11 protein-coding genes are annotated in these 14,103 nt (G+C 71.5%); 4 read left to right on the top strand and 7 right to left on the bottom strand.

Translation table 11 applies throughout. From position 1 onward, the window contains the following. Positions 1-37: 37 nt before the first annotated feature. The 4 genes from ACFO60_RS25760 to ACFO60_RS25745 all read right to left on the bottom strand — a co-directional run bounded on the left by ACFO60_RS25760 (position 38) and on the right by ACFO60_RS25745 (position 6,924). Entirely contained in the window at positions 38-1,960 is a 1,923-nt protein-coding gene (locus ACFO60_RS25760) for a TOMM precursor leader peptide-binding protein (protein ID WP_380844358.1), read from the bottom strand. A gap of 220 nt (positions 1,961-2,180) precedes the next feature. Then, on the bottom strand, positions 2,181-4,208 hold the full coding sequence (locus tag ACFO60_RS25755) for a hypothetical protein (protein ID WP_380844356.1): 2,028 nt from the start codon (positions 4,206-4,208) through the stop codon (positions 2,181-2,183). A 457-nt stretch (positions 4,209-4,665) separates the two neighbouring features. Further along, complete coding sequence (locus ACFO60_RS25750; RefSeq protein WP_380844354.1) at positions 4,666-5,865, bottom strand: phosphatidylinositol-specific phospholipase C1-like protein; 1,200 nt, start codon at positions 5,863-5,865, stop codon at positions 4,666-4,668. A gap of 153 nt (positions 5,866-6,018) precedes the next feature. Continuing rightward, a complete protein-coding gene (locus tag ACFO60_RS25745) occupies positions 6,019-6,924 on the bottom strand; it encodes an alpha/beta fold hydrolase (protein WP_380844352.1) in 906 nt (301 codons plus the stop codon). Positions 6,925-7,014: 90 nt separating this feature from the next. Between ACFO60_RS25745 and ACFO60_RS25740 the strand changes: the two genes are divergently transcribed. After that, entirely contained in the window at positions 7,015-7,605 is a 591-nt protein-coding gene (locus ACFO60_RS25740) for a TetR/AcrR family transcriptional regulator (protein ID WP_380844350.1), read from the top strand. 173 nt (positions 7,606-7,778) lie between these two features. On the opposite strand, the gene ACFO60_RS25735 is transcribed toward ACFO60_RS25740, so the two are convergent. From ACFO60_RS25735 to ACFO60_RS25725, 3 genes are all read right to left on the bottom strand, one after another. After that, the gene (locus ACFO60_RS25735) at positions 7,779-8,213 is read right to left on the bottom strand and encodes a Rieske (2Fe-2S) protein (RefSeq protein ID WP_380844348.1); all 435 of its coding nucleotides are present in this window, start codon (positions 8,211-8,213) and stop codon (positions 7,779-7,781) included. 102 nt (positions 8,214-8,315) lie between these two features. Then, on the bottom strand, positions 8,316-9,443 hold the full coding sequence (locus ACFO60_RS25730) for a winged helix DNA-binding domain-containing protein (protein ID WP_380844346.1): 1,128 nt from the start codon (positions 9,441-9,443) through the stop codon (positions 8,316-8,318). Then, a complete protein-coding gene (locus ACFO60_RS25725) occupies positions 9,440-10,423 on the bottom strand; it encodes a zinc-binding dehydrogenase (protein ID WP_380844344.1) in 984 nt (327 codons plus the stop codon). Before ACFO60_RS25725 ends, ACFO60_RS25730 begins: the two co-directional genes overlap by 4 nt. An 802-nt stretch (positions 10,424-11,225) precedes the next feature. Here ACFO60_RS25725 and ACFO60_RS25720 point away from each other — a divergent pair. Genes ACFO60_RS25720 through ACFO60_RS25710 form a run of 3 tightly spaced genes read left to right on the top strand, consistent with a single transcriptional unit; the run spans position 11,226 to position 14,094 of the window. Continuing rightward, positions 11,226-12,152 carry a DUF6039 family protein gene (locus ACFO60_RS25720; protein WP_380844342.1) on the top strand — a complete coding sequence of 309 codons (927 nt, stop codon included), beginning with the start codon at positions 11,226-11,228 and terminating at the stop codon, positions 12,150-12,152. A 2-nt stretch (positions 12,153-12,154) separates the two neighbouring features. Further along, positions 12,155-13,378 carry a hydroxymethylglutaryl-CoA synthase family protein gene (locus ACFO60_RS25715; protein WP_380844340.1) on the top strand — a complete coding sequence of 408 codons (1,224 nt, stop codon included), beginning with the start codon at positions 12,155-12,157 and terminating at the stop codon, positions 13,376-13,378. A 5-nt stretch (positions 13,379-13,383) separates the two neighbouring features. Beyond that, entirely contained in the window at positions 13,384-14,094 is a 711-nt protein-coding gene (locus ACFO60_RS25710; protein WP_380844339.1) for an enoyl-CoA hydratase-related protein, read from the top strand. Positions 14,095-14,103: the final 9 nt, after the last annotated feature.

Here is a 14,103-nt window from a genome sequence, read left to right as displayed (position 1 = left end):
GGTCTCGCCGATGCCTGGTGTGCGGAGCGGTCCGTGGTCAGGGGAAGGGATGGGGGTAGGGGTTCAGCTCGTCGGGGCGCAGGTCGCCGTCCCGGTACCCGAGCCGCCGGGGCAGGGACAGCAGCCGCGGCAGGCCGTGGGTGCGCCGGTGCCGATGCCCGAACGTCATCGGCATCGCCCCCGGCACGATGACCTTCGCGCAGGAGAAGCCGCCCGCCCGGGCCTCGGGAGAGGTGATGTCGACGGCGATGACGTCGAGCCCACTCGCCAGGAAGCGCCCGGCCAGCTCGGCGAGGTCAGCGGTGAGGTCGTCGTGCTCGGGCCAGCCGAGCCGGGCCGTGACGTCCGCCACCGTGAGCGCGGGCCCGTCGATCGGGAGGAAGCCAAGGCGCTCGGACGCCTCCGGGTGGCCGTAGAGCAGGGGATGGTGCTCCAGCAGCCGCACCTGCCCGGAGTCGGCCACCAGCCGGGCCGCCTCCCGCGGGTCGTACCGCTCGACGTGCCCCTCCAGCATCGGGCCGAGGTCGTCGAGCGCCCGGAGCAGCGCCGGCTCGGGCGCCAGGTGAGCCGCGGTGCCGCACAGTGCCCGCGGCCGGTCCGGGCGGCCCGCCGCCTCGACGGCCATCACCCAGAACACCGGCACCCGCTGCTCCAGCATGGCGACGAACGCGTGGACGTCGTAGCCGAGCCGGTCCCGCACCCGCTGGGCCATCATGGGGATGCGCCGGTCGGCCGCCGACGCCAGGTCGACGCGCGGGATGGGCATCCGGGCGTACCACGTGGCGAGGAACGCGTCCCGCTCGGCCACCTCCAGCAGCCCGTACAAGATGGCCTCGGCCGGATGGCCGCCGAGGGCGCAGCCGTTGGAGCACTCGTAGGCGAATCCCGGGTCGCTCGCCGGGCGTGGACCGAAGTAGGCATAGCTCTCGGGCACCAGCACCGGCTCGTCGCGGCGGAACGAGTACGCCCACACCCACGAGGTGGGCCGCTCCGGATGGAAGCGGGTGAACCAGAAGTCGGGCTGGTCGTACCAGTCGTCGGGGTACAGGCCCAGCGTCCGCGGGTCGAGCGCGCGGTCGGCGACGTCGGCGTACGCGGCGCGCACGACGGTCCGCCGCCCGCGCGGATGGATGCCCGCGATGCGCTCCAGAGCCTCGGCGATCGCGGTCGCCCGCGCGGAGGCGAAGTCGTCGCTGCGGCCGTACCCGTGGTGGCTCTCGTGCGCGGTCCGCGCCGGGCTCAGCCGGGCGACCGCCATGGGGCCGCCTCCCCGCTCCTCGGCGACCAGGGCCTGCACTATCCCGGTCTCCGCGTCGACGAACCGCCGTTCCAGCTCGGCCGCCCTGCCGCTGATGCCGCCGACCCGGAACGCGGCCGGGTGCGGCTTGGGCGCCGGCGCCGGGATGTAGCGCCCGGCGCCCGGTGCGTCGTCCGGCCGGGTGCCGCAGTCCGGGCACAGCGGGTCGGGCAGGAACAGGTGGCGGCGTACCTCGCCCGTCGTCACGTGGATCCTGAGCAGGGCGCCGGCGGTCCGCGCGGACGCGGGGTCGCGCCGCAGCCGGTCGGCCTCGTCGGCCACCAGCGCCGCGACCGCCTTGGTGAGCAGCGGCGTGAGCAGCGCACAGGGCCGGGTGTCCAGTTCCGCGCCGAATCGTTCGCGCAGCGCGTCGCGCCCCACCGCGTCGGGGCGGTTGCCCGCGCGCCGCCGCGCGACGCAGGTCGGGCAGCCCGGGCTCGCCGGACGCACCGCAGGGCCGACCAGCACCCAGCCGGAGTCGACCCGGACCGGCAGCCACGGCACGTCCTGCCCGGCCGCGCGCCGCGCCACCGCGGGGTAGGCCCGGACGTCGTCGGCGTCGCCCGCGACGACGATCACCGCCGGTCCGGGCCCCGTGGGGCCCGCGGCCGCGAGGCGCGAGCGGATCGCCGCGCACAGCCTCCCCGTCCCCAAAACGGTCACCGCCCCGGACGACTCGGAAAGCCCGTCCGACCCGGAAAGCCGGTTCGGCCCGGACGACCCGGAAAGCCCATCCGACCCGGAAAGCCCGGTCGGCCTGGAGAGCCCGTTCGGCCCGTTCGGCCCGGACGACTCGGACGGCCTGGACGGCTCTGACGACTCGGAAAGCCCGGTCGGCCCAGTCACCTCAGTCGGCTCGGCGGGGGCGGCCGCTGGAGCGGCCTCAGTCGTCAAGGAGCACGACCTGGGTGACGAAGGGGAGCAGCCGGGACGCCTCGGGGTCGCCGTCCAGCGGCACCGCCACCGGCACGCGGCCCGCCGCGCGCAGGGCGTCCGTCATCACCCGTACGGCCTGCGCCGGGTCGCCGGACGGCGCCCACAGGGGACGGGCGCCGGAGTACGCGCTTTGCAGTTCGGTCCTGGACTGCCAGAGCAGCAGCAGCCGCTCCAGGCCATCGTGCAGGGCGTCGTGCGCCGTGGCGGCCGCCGACACCAGGAACGGCCGGCCGGGGACGGCGAGAACGTGCGCGGGCACTCCCAGGACGGACGTGCAATCACGGACGTCCAGCGGCTCGCCGGCCAGTTCGAGCCGGCGCGCCAGAGCGCCCGCCACCGGATCGGCCGTCAGGTCGGCCCGCGGGTTCGTCCAGGTGCCGCCCGGCGTGCCCGCCGTGCCTCCCGTCAGTCGCGCGGCCAGGAGGTCCTCGCAGTGGGTGCGCAGCCCGGCGGCGACCGCAGCCGCCCAGCTCAGGCCGGCTCCCGCGCCCTCGGGGGCCCGTAGCGCGCCGGTCCCGGCGAGCCGCAGGGCCGAAGCCGGGACCGCGCGCGGCCGGCCCGCGGGCAGCTCCACGCCCCACACGACCTCCTCGCCGCCGGCGCCCGCGTCGGCCGCGAGGACGCCGTAGGTGGCGAGCGCGGCCAGCAGGCAGCGCAGCCGCGCCGTCCGCCGGTCCTCGCCCCACCCGACGACCTGCGGCGGCGGCGCCCAGTGGGGAAGCGCGCCGAGCGGGTCGGAGACCCTCGCCTGGCAGACCGGCAGCGGGGTCTGCGTCAGTCCTTCCTCGTCGAGTGTGCCGATGAGGCCCAGCCGGGAGTCGATCGCCTCCGCCGCCCGGTCCAGCACCTCACCGGCGTCGAGTGCCGCGGCCGCCGCGAGGGACTCGACCAGGACCGAAACCGCCTCCGGTCCGCGGGCCCTCCGGATTCGCGCGCGGGTATCGGTCCGGATCTGCGCGCGGGCATCCGTTCGGGTTTCCGCGCGGGCATTCGTTCGGGTTTCCGCGCGGGCATCCGTTCGGGTTTCCGCGTGGGAATCCGTCTGGGTTTGTGCGTGGGCATCCGTCCGGGTTACCGCCTGGAGATCCGTCCAGGTTCCGGCGCGGGGGTGTGGGAGGAACCGGTGGGGGACGGTGTCCAGGTTGCGCAGGTCGACCCGGGTGAGCCCTGGCTTCTGGTCCGGGCTTGCGGCGTCCAGGCCGGTCAGGTGGGAGAAGCAGGCCAGCGCGGGCATGGCGGCGACGACCTCGGGCAGCGGGCCCACGAGCAGGTCCTCGCCGGAATGGCGCGGGGTCGCGGCCGGCAGCGCGGCCAGCCGGTGCCAGCCCGACTCCACGGCCGTCACCGACGGCCTGCCCACCTGGTCGAGCCACACCTCCGTGGGCCGGACCAGGACCTGCCCGACCGGGATGCCGGCCGCCTCGCAGGCGCGGGCGGTACGCACGAGCGTGCCGATGTCCGTGCTCACCTGCAGCAGGACGTCGGCGTCCCCGGCGATCGCGCCGGGCAGGGGGTCGCCGGCGAAGGGGACGATATGGATCTGCTGCCCGGGATCGCGGCGGGCCTCGTCCGCCGTACCGCGCATCGCGGCGGTGTCGGAGCAGACGGCGGTGATCCGCCGCCAGCCCGAGCCGGCGCACGCGGCCAGCAACGCCGTCAGCAGCGGTCCCTCGCCGGTCAGCACCAGGTGGGAGAGACGGACGCGTTCGAACCGCCACTCGGGGGAGTCGAGCACGTAGCCGATGAAGGCGATCTCCTCCGCGTACGTGCGGCGCTCGGCCTCGGTGAGCCCGTGCGGCCGCGACCGGCGGGCGTCCACGATGAACCGCTGCTCGGCCAGCCGGCGCACCAGGCTCTCCACCATGTCGCGCTTGTCGCCGGGGAGCCGCTCGGTCAGCTCCGCCAGGCTGTGCTCCCCGGTCAGCGCCGGAGCCAGCCTGCTGAGCCACGCGTACGCCTGGCGGCCCCGCAGCATGCACGATCCGTAGTCGCTGTGTACATACACCCCGTCCGGAATCTCCACGAAACGCACATCGTCGGATAACCGCGGTCGCATCGCCATATCGGCGTGTGGGAGCGCTCCCATGGCCATAATATTAAGATCCTATGACCGAAATGTAAATCTTCCGCCTGTGGGCCGTTATGTGTAGAATCGCGCGATTCATTGATGGATACGACGGAATTCAACCATCTTGAAGGAGAATGTCCGGATAGCTACATGTCCGTTTTGTCTAATCAGTGCACCGGCCGCCGGCCGTGCCCTTCCGGGATACGCACTCGCCGGACCTTGTCGTGGCTTCGCCCGCCGCGGTAGGCCGTGGGACTTGGCGCCAGGGAGCCGTCGCCTGGTCGCGGACAGGGTGGGTGCGGCTCGGGGCCGGAACGCGAAAGGGCGGCCGTCCGCGAACGGACGGCCGCCCCTCAGCGTGCGCTCACCGGGAGAGCGCGGGCTCCAGCTTGCCGTCGTGGCAGTCGCGCGGGGCGGACACCGGGTTGCAGCGCACCGCGTCCCCGCCGGGCAGTTCGGCCACGAAGTCGCTGTCGTACCGGGCGGCCATGCCGACGCTCGGGAAGTCCGTCGTCACCATCTGCGCGCCGCTGGCCAGCGCGATCTGCACCCGGCTGTACTCCTTGTTGACGACCGTCTTCAGCGGCTCGTCCGAGCGGGTGCGCACGAAGTACCCGCGCCGGACGAGGTCGCGGATGGCCGCCTCGTTGTCGCCGCGCGGGTCGTTCACCATCGTGATCGCCGCGTCGGCGTCGCCCGGGTTGCCCCGCGTGAAGACCGCGCGGCCCTGGAGGCCGGGGTGCCCGTCGAGGTACATGTCGCGGATCGTGCCGGGGCCGCCGTTGTCGAAGAAGAACATCACCTTGTCGCGCGCCCAGTCGAGGGTCGGCCAGCCGTTCTTCAGGATCGACTGCTCCAGCGTCAGGCCGGGCCGGCGCAGGTCGTCGGCGGTGATCAGCTCGTCCTCGGAGAACACCGAGCGGATCTCCTTGTCGATGTCGTCCAGCAGCGGCCGGTCCCACGCCGGGCTGACCGCGCCGCCGAGCTTCTCCCAGCGGTCGTCGGTCTGCTTGAGCTCCAGTTGCATGATGATCGGCACGTGACCGCGGTTGGCCCGCGACCACGTCTTCACCTGGTTGAGGCAGACCACCAGGGTGCGGCAGGTGGAGTTGTAGTCCTGGTCGGCGACGTGCACGACCTTCATGCCAGGGGCGGCCATGGCCGGGTCGTCGATCGGGCCGAGTCCGGCCTGCTTGCGGGCGAGCGGGTACTGGTAGAGGCCCCCGTCGGGGTCGGGCAGCAGGTCCAGTTCAAGGGCGCGCACGTTCTGGCGGCCGAGCAGGTCGGCGATCGAGGCGTGGGAGTAGAAGCCCCACGACGGGTAGCCGGGGTCGATCTTGATCGACTCGGCCAGCTCGGCGCCCTGCATCTCGCGGTGGAAGGCGTTGTGGGCGCCCATGAACTGGATCTGGTTCATTCTGATCTTGCCGGCGGGCGTGGCGACCGCGGGTTTCGCGGCCGGGGCCGTCTGCTGCGCCGATACGGCGGTCGGCACGACGGTGGTCGCGACGACCGTGGCGGCAGCGGCGGCGACCATGGCGCCGAGGCGGGCAAGGGTGTTCATTGATCCTCCAGAAAGTGACAACCCCGGGAGGCTAGGGAGCCACCATGTCCCTCCAGTGACATCAGGCCGCTCATTGATCATCTGTCCCGTGAATCTTGCCGAAACCGGACAACGGGCGCACGCCCAGGCAGATGGCCGGCCGACGGGGGCTGATCAATCCGGAGTCGTCCGCGTTCCGGCGGTCAGGGCGCACAGTTCGCCGATGATGGCGGGCCAGAGTTCGCGGGGCAGGTCGTGGCCCATGCCGGGGTAGAGAACGAGGCGGGCGCCGGGAACGGCGGCGGCGATCTCCTTCGCCGCGCGCGGCCTGATCATCGGATCGTCGGCGCCGTGGATGACGAGCGTGGGCACATGTACGCCTGCCAGCCGGGGCAGCAGGTCGCCGGTCGCCCCGGCCGCGGCGGACTGGCGCATCTCCCCGCCGGCGGGGCTGGGGTCGCGCTCGTAGGACACCTCGGCGGCTCGGCGCCACCATTCCTCGTCGAGCGGGTAACCGGGCGACCCGAGCAGGAGCATCGCGTCGACGATCCGCTGACCGGCTCCCTGCCGGCCGGCGGGGTATCGCTTGAGGCTTTGACCGAGCAGCAGTCGCAGCACGGTCGACATGTTCACCCTGCCGCGTTTCCATCCGGCGTAGGTGGAGGCGAGGGTGAGGGTGCGTACCCGCTGTGGGTGAAGGATCGCGGTCAGCTGGGCGATCGCTCCGCCCAGGGATGCCCCGAAGATGTGTGCGCTGCTCCAGCCGAGTGCGTCCATCACCGCGACGGTGTCGCCGGTCATGTCCTCCAGGCGGTAGGCGGCGGCCTTGCCGGGCTTGAACCGATCCTTGGCCGGGCCCGGTCGCCCCGCCTGGGCGAAGTGCGTTGAGAGGCCGGAATCACGATTGTCGAAGCGAGCGACGGTGAACCCGTGGTCGGTCAGCGCGGCACACAGGTCGTCGGGCCACATCACCATCTGCAGCGCGGTTCCCATGATCAGGAGTAGTGGCTCACCGCCGGGTGGTCCGAAGGTCTCGTAGGCGATCTCCACTGCGTCGTGGCGCGCTTTCCGGACAGGCATGGTCCTCCTCTGCTATTACAATGCAGTTGCATCGTAAAAGGTGGTGCGGACGTATCGCAATGCGACCGTATTGGAAAGATGAGGACCGGCATGCCCAAGCAGGTGGATCATCAGGCCCGGCGCAGGCAGATCGCCGACGCGCTCTTGCGCATCATCGACCGCGAGGGGCTGGAGGCCGTCAGCCTGCGTCATGTGGCAGCCGAAGCCGGAGTGTCAATGGGAAGGATTCAGCACTACTTCGCGACCAAGGACCAGATGATGATCTTCGCGCTGGTCCACGTGCACGAGCGCATCTACCAACGGGTCGACGCCTGCCTGGATCCCCGCTCGCCACGCGATCTGATCCGCAGCGCGATCATCGAGATGCTGCCCTTGGACGACGAGCGGCGCACCGAAGCCCGCATCGCGCTGGCGTTCCTCGCCCGCTCCGCGGTCGAACCGGCGTTCGCGGCGACCCTGCGTGAGGGCTACCCCTACCATGCCGTCTTCTTCGCCGAACAGATCCGCCGCGCCCAGCGGGCAGGGCAGGCTCCCGCCGATCTGGTCCCCGAACGAGAGGCCGTGATCCTTTTCGCCATCACCCAGGGATTGGTGAACCCCACCCTGATCGGTCACCACACCCAGGAGACCGTCGTCGACGCCGTCGATCATCATCTCGACCGGATCTTCGGCGGCGGGTGAGGCCGGCGCGCGACGACGTTGCACCCGGGCGCGGACGCCGGCGTGCGCCGACGTCGAATCCAGGCGGGACGCCGGGTCGCCGCCGAGCAGCGTGAGAACCGGCCGGCGGACAGGCCGTCGATTGTGGTGTGCCGGCGCTCCCTGACGGTGGCGGGGAGCGCCGGGGGAGTGGCCTACTTCAGGCGGATGACGCCCTTGGAGACGGTGATCCTCTTACGCGGAAGGGGCCGGTCGGCCGGGCCGTTCGCCACGGCCCCTGTAGAGATCGTGAACTTGCTCCCATGGCAGGCGCAGTTGATGGTGCCGCCGCTGACGCTCGCCAGCGTGCAGCCCTGGTGGGTGCACTTGGCGCTGAACGCCCGGAACACTCCCTTCTTCGGCTGGGTGACGACGTACTTGCCCTTGATGATCTTTCCGCCGCGAACCGGGATGTTCTTGGTCTTGGCGAGGACCGCCCCCGCGGCCGTCTCGCCGGTCGTCTCCGACGCCGTGCCCGCCGACGCCCGCGCCGGCCGCACGCCGACCAGGCCCAGCACGGCGGCGAACCCGCCCGCGAGGCTCCGGAAGATCACCGCACGGCGTGTCGTCCCTGTCTCATCGGCCGACATGCACCCTCCACTCCTGGGGGAAAGGGAAACTGCTTCCCTCGGAAGGTACGCCAGTATGAGGCGATTCGGATCATCTATCGGGCGAGGAGAAACGGCGGTTTCTCAGGCGGGGAGGCCGGCGGCGTGGATGTCCGTGAACCGGATCGCGTTCGAGCCGCCGCAGGACAGGTTCTCGCCCGCCACGAACGACAGCAGGCGCCGCGTCTCCTGCTCCAAGGCGACCCGATCGGTCGCGGACAGCGGGCGGAACGGAGTGAGGAGCAGGGTGTCGCCTTCGAGGGACCAGCTTCCGTGCACCCGGCCGTCCACGAGGAAGGTGGGCCGTACCTGCGCCTGACCGGGCATCACACGCTTCCGGTCCGCGTGGCCGATGATGCGGGTCCGGTCGGCGTGGCCGAGCAGGACGTTGTCGAAGGCGGGCAGCAGCCGCACGGGGGCGGGCGTGTCAGGGTCGGGCAGTTCCGCGTCGGCCAGGTCGATCAGTTCCCTGCCGTCGGCCGCGCGGTAGCGGCGCAGCTCGGCGCGCATGCCGGAGACGATCTCGCCGAGGCGGGTCAGCCCGGACCAGGCCTGCACGTCCATGGCCGAGGCCGGGCCGAACGCCGCCAGATAGCGGCGGATCAGGTCCTTGGCGGTCGCCGGGGCCATGGGCCGGCCGAGCCAGGTCTCGGCGGGCGTGACGGAAACGGCCGGCCGGGTGCCCCAGGAGCCCCACGCGCCGGTGGTCGTGCCGTGGACGAGGGGGGCTCTGAGTTCGACCTCCCCGGCGAGCACCCGCCCGTCGCGGCCCGGGTGACGTTCGGCCAGCCGCCGCGCCAGCTCCTTTCGCGGGACCGTCCCGCCCGCCAGCAGTTCGAGCCCTGCGGCGACCAGCGAGGCGGTGTCCAGGCCCGCGCTGTTGCGAGCGAAGTACGCCGAGCGGGCGGTGCGGTCGAGCACGGGCTGCAGCACCGGCCGCAGCCGGAGGAAATCGTCGGCCGCGGCGAGGTGCTGGGTGCTGCGGAGCAGGCCGGAGCGGACCACCTTCCGGTCTTCCAGCAGTGCGACGAGATCAGGCGGGGTGAAGCCGTGGATCCTGCTCCACAGCCCGACGTAGGGCCAGTTGGGCTCTTGCGCCTGCAGCGCGACCAGGCGCCCGATCACCTCCAGCGGGGAGTGATCGGTACGGGCCAGCAGGAACTGGCGATCCAGCAGGGCCCGGTTGAGGGCCCTGCTCGAAAGAGTCGTCACGACAGCCGCACCGAGACATTGCCCCGGTAGGACCCCTGGAGCATCGACAGGAACGCCTGCGGCACGTCCTCGATCGCGCCCTTGACGACCGTCTGCGGATAGACGAAGCGGCCCTCGCCCAGCCAGGTGCTGAAGTGCTCCCGCCAGGCGGCGATCTGGCCGGGGGTGTGGTGGCAGGAGAACGGCAGCAACTCGACGCCCCTGGCCTGGGCCGCCGCGCGGTCGGGCTTGGGGAAGCGCTCCGCCGCATCGCCGAGCTGGCTGGACAGCGAGCCGCACAGCGCGAAGCGGGCGCCGGGCCTGGCCGCCCGCAGCGCGGCCTGGTACTGCTCGCCGCCCACGACGTCGAAGAACACCGAGATGCCCTCGGGCGCGAGCTCGCGAAGCCGGTCGGCCGCCGAGCCGTCGTGATAGTCGAACGCGGCGTCGTAACCGAGCTCGTTCACCAGATAGCCGACCTTGGCCGCGCTGCCGGCGCTGCCGATCACCCGCGCCGCGCCCAGGCACTTGGCGATCTGCCCGGCCAGCGAGCCGACGCCCCCCGCCGCGCCGGAGACGAACACCACGTCGCCCTCGCCGACGGCCGCCACGTCGGCCATCCCGTAGTAGGCCGTCGGCCCCTGACCGAGGTGGTGGCCGGGGTCCGCGATGGGATCGAGCTTGACGTACTGGGCGGCCGGGCCCGCCGAGTACTCGCTCCAGCCGGTCATCGACTGGACCAGGTCGCCGACCGCGAGCTCGGGGCTGTCGGACCGGACGACGGTGCCGATGGCGGCAAGGCCCACCCGCCGGCCCGGCTGCCAGGCCGGAACCGGGATGGTGCAGTCCGCGCGCATCAGCTCCAGGTAGGTCGCGGCGAGCCCTATCTGGTCGGTCCGCACCAGAACCTCGCCGTCGACCTCGGTCGTGGCGACGGTGAAGTCGTCGAGTGCCGGCGCGCCGATGATCTGCGCGGCCAGCCGGATCTCACGGGTGATCATTTCTTGTCCCTCTGTCGGTACGGCCTTCGAGATCGACTCTAGGACGACCTCCGGTCAGTTTCTGACCGGAATTCGGAGGTGGACGCCCCGCGTCGAGCGGGACGACACCAGCGCGTCCCGCTCGACGGGATCGGCTCGGATGCCCTGGCACGCCACACGCCTGCGAGGGTCTGATCGGGGAGGTGAGGTCTATCGATCCACGAGAAACCTGGGGACGAGGAAGGAAAGGATCATCCGCCCTTCTGCCGGCGTTCATCCGTTTGTCTCAGGTCCGGCGCGTGGCCGGACGATCAGCGGAAAGCGGGGGTGATCCATGCCACGGTGACCCCGTTGATGCGATCACGCGATCGCCACGGTCCCGGACGATCCCGTGCTCAGAGCCGGCATCGTCCGGCGACTCGTGGACGTCCACCTCTTCCACGCGACGCCACGGAGCATGCGCGCGGCCGCCCGCCACGCCGATGACCTGCGCTCGGCCCTCGCCCTCACCGGGGCCGGTCCCCTTCGCCGGACCCAGATCCTCCGCACGCTCCTTCGTCACGCCCGGGTCTCGGGGGATGAGACGACCGCCTCGGCGCTGCTCACGGAGTGCCCTCGTGTCACAGGAGAAGCCGGCCTGCGCCATCAACGCGAGAAGTTCACCGGAGAGTTCGCGAGGCGCCCCTGACCGTCGGACGGCCGCCCGCGCCGGGGCGCCGGGTCACCGGGGTGCGGGAGTTACGGGCTTGCTCAAGATTGAGCGGACGTACGGGGCCGACTGCGTGACATTCGAGGCAGGATCCGCCTCTGGGAAAGGGATGTCATGACGGAAACGGACGCCTGGGCGTCGAAGACGTCGGCGCAGCACCAGACCTCTCTCCCGGCCGATCAGCTGCTGCACTCGGGTAACGCGGGGCTCATCATCCACCGGGTCGGGATGTTCGAGTACGAGATGGCGCAGGAGGGGAGGGACTTCAGTGTCGAGCTGGTGAACTACATGAACCGGGCGCAGGCGGGGGTCGCGACGACCTTCCTGTACGAGGAGGTGTTCGGCGTCCGCGACCGCGTGCACTGGTTCGTGCACATGAAGTCCCCCGAGATGTACAGCAGGCTGCTCGAGATGGTCGACCACGACGCGATGTTCCAGGACATCTCCCTGCGCGACCGGCTCCCCAAGAAGGGCGGCGGCAACTGGGAGAAGATGTTCATCTACGGCAGCCTGCGCGAGACCATCATGTGCCCGCAGCACGGGTTCGCCAACCACGGCGACCACGGCGACCACGAGGAGCACGCCGGGCACGAGGAGCACGGCGCCGGCCAGCGCGAGACGTTCGTGCCGCCCGCGACCCACCAGACCAGGCAGCCGCCCGAGCAGCAGCTCAACTCGGCCAACGCCGGAGCCGTCATCCTGCGCACCGGCGACGTCAAGTACGAGTTCCGCGAGGAGGGCAGGCAGTTCCTGTACGACTGGTCGAGCTACGTCAACGACAACCTCCCCGGCCAGGCCACCGCGTTCATCTACGAGCAGACCTGGGGCAGGCAGGACCGCATCCACTGCCTCATCCACCTGCGGAGCCTGGAGGACTACCGGCTCGTGCAGGAGCTCGACCGCGGCGCGGGCATGGCGAAGGAGGTCTACGACATCGAGCGCGTGCCCGAGGCCAAGGGCGGCGGACGCTGGGACCGCCTGTTCGCCCCCACCAGCATCAACGACGTGGTGATGGTGCCGCACCTCGCCGACGGGCGGTAGCCATGGCGCTCGGAATCGAGTCGATCAGCGCCTACGTGGGCCGGGCCTTCCTGGACGTGCGGGGGATGTTCGAGGCCCGCGGCCTGGACATGAGCCGCTTCGCGAACCTCATGATGGAGCGGCGATCGGTCAACCTGCCCTGCGAGGACCCGGTCACCAACGCCGTCAACGCCGCCAGGCCGATCCTCGACGCGCTCGACCCGGCCGAGCGCGAGCGCATCGAGGTCCTCGTCGTCGGCACCGAGTCGGGCCTCGACTTCGGCAAGCCGATCAGCACCTACATCCACCACTACCTCGGCCTGAGCCCCGCCTGCCGCTCCTTCGAGGTCAAGCACGCCTGCTACGGCGGCACGGCCGCCCTGCAGACCGCCGTCGGCATGGTCGCCGCGACCCCGGTGCCGGGCGTGAAGGCGCTCGCCATCGCGACCGACGCGGCCAGCGCCACCGTCAAGGCCTCGTACTGGGAGCCGTCGGAGGGCGCGGGCGCGGTCGCCATGCTGGTGAGCGACGAGGCCGCCGTGCTCGAACTGGACCCGGGCGCCAGCGGCTACCACACCTTCGAGGTCATGGACACCCTGCGCCCCCGCCACGACATGGACTCCGTCGATCCCGACCTGTCGCTGCTGGCGTACATGCGGTGCATCGAGGAGAGCTTCGCCGCCTACCAGAGGCGAGTGGCCGGAGCCGACATCGTGGACACCTTCGACTACCTCGCCATGCACACGCCGTTCGCCGGCATGGTCAAGGGCGCTCACCGCATGCTGCTGCGCAAGCAGAAAGGGCTCAAGCCCCGCGAGATCGAGGCCGACTTCACAGCCAGGGTGATCCCCTCGCTGGCCTACGGGATGCGGGTGGGCAACACCTTCTCCGCCGCGCTGTACCTGGCGCTGTGCTCCCTCGTCGACCACGGCGACTTCGCCGAACCGAGGCGGGTGGGCCTGTTCTCCTACGGCTCGGGCTGCGCCTCGGAGTTCTACAGCGGCGTCGTCCCCGTCGGCGCCCGGCCCGCGATCGACATCGAGGAGGCGCTCGCCGACCGGCGGGAGATCGGCGTCGACGACCTCGACATGATCACCGACCTCAGCGCCGACCGGATCTTCGGCGTGCGTGACGCGGTGTTCGACACCAAGCCGTACGCCGACCTGTTCGAGGACAAGTTCGAGGACCGCGGGCTGCTCGTCCTGGAACGCATCGCCGACTTCCACCGCGAATACCGCTGGAGTTGATCCCGATGGCCACCACCTTGCGGCTCAAGATCCGTAGCACCATCGACGCGGCGGCCATCGCGGAGATCCACGACGCCCTGGACGAGGCCGAGGCCACCCGCGACTGCCGCATCCTGGTCATCGAGGGCGGCGACGGCGTCTTCTGCACCGGGCTGAACCTCGAAGGGGCCGCCGCCGAGGACGCCTCCGACGGCGGCGCGGCGTTCTTCGCGCTGCTCAAGCGGTTCACCACGACGCCGCGCGCCGTCGTCGCCCAGGTCGACGGCCGGGCCGCGGGCGGCGGCGTCGGGCTGGCCGCGGCGAGCGACTTCGTCTACGCCAGCGAGCGCAGCGCCTTCAGCCTGCCCGAGGCCCTGTGGGGCCTGCTGCCGTGCTGCGTGCTGCCCTTCCTGATCCGGCGGGTCGGCTTCCAGAAGGCGTACACGATGACCTTCAGCACCCAGCCGGTGAACGCGGTGGACGCCGAGCGGTTCCACCTGGTCGACGCGGTGGCCGACGACCCGCGGGCGCTCATCAACCGGCTGGCGTACCGGCTGACCAAGCTGGACGTGTCGATCATCGGGGACATGAAGGGCTACTTCCGCGAGATGTGGATCCTGTCCGACGAGGTCGAGGCGACGGCGGTCAAGGAGTTCAGCCGCCTGATGTCCACACCGCAGGTGCGGCAGCGGCTCGCCGACTACGCGACGGAGAAGCGCTTCCCCTGGGAGCGCTAGAAAGGATCG

The sequence above is a fragment of the Sphaerisporangium dianthi genome (assembly GCF_042654065.1).
GTDB classification, from domain to species: domain Bacteria; phylum Actinomycetota; class Actinomycetes; order Streptosporangiales; family Streptosporangiaceae; genus Sphaerisporangium; species Sphaerisporangium dianthi.
Note: the sequence above shows the minus strand (reverse complement) of the source record. Positions and strands in the feature narration are given on the sequence as shown.

Excerpts from the sequence above, each read along its gene's own strand:
- ACFO60_RS25715 (WP_380844340.1), top strand. The coding sequence starts at position 12,155 with ATGGCGCTCGGAATCGAGTCGATCAGCGCCTACGTGGGCCGGGCCTTC.
- ACFO60_RS25720 (WP_380844342.1), top strand. The coding sequence starts at position 11,226 with ATGACGGAAACGGACGCCTGGGCGTCGAAGACGTCGGCGCAGCACCAG.
- ACFO60_RS25750 (WP_380844354.1), bottom strand. The coding sequence starts at position 5,865 with ATGAACACCCTTGCCCGCCTCGGCGCCATGGTCGCCGCCGCTGCCGCC.
- ACFO60_RS25725 (WP_380844344.1), bottom strand. The coding sequence starts at position 10,423 with ATGATCACCCGTGAGATCCGGCTGGCCGCGCAGATCATCGGCGCGCCG.
- ACFO60_RS25745 (WP_380844352.1), bottom strand. The coding sequence starts at position 6,924 with ATGCCTGTCCGGAAAGCGCGCCACGACGCAGTGGAGATCGCCTACGAG.
- ACFO60_RS25735 (WP_380844348.1), bottom strand. The coding sequence starts at position 8,213 with ATGTCGGCCGATGAGACAGGGACGACACGCCGTGCGGTGATCTTCCGG.
- ACFO60_RS25755 (WP_380844356.1), bottom strand. The coding sequence starts at position 4,208 with ATGCTGCGGGGCCGCCAGGCGTACGCGTGGCTCAGCAGGCTGGCTCCG.
- ACFO60_RS25710 (WP_380844339.1), top strand. The coding sequence starts at position 13,384 with ATGGCCACCACCTTGCGGCTCAAGATCCGTAGCACCATCGACGCGGCG.
- ACFO60_RS25740 (WP_380844350.1), top strand. The coding sequence starts at position 7,015 with ATGCCCAAGCAGGTGGATCATCAGGCCCGGCGCAGGCAGATCGCCGAC.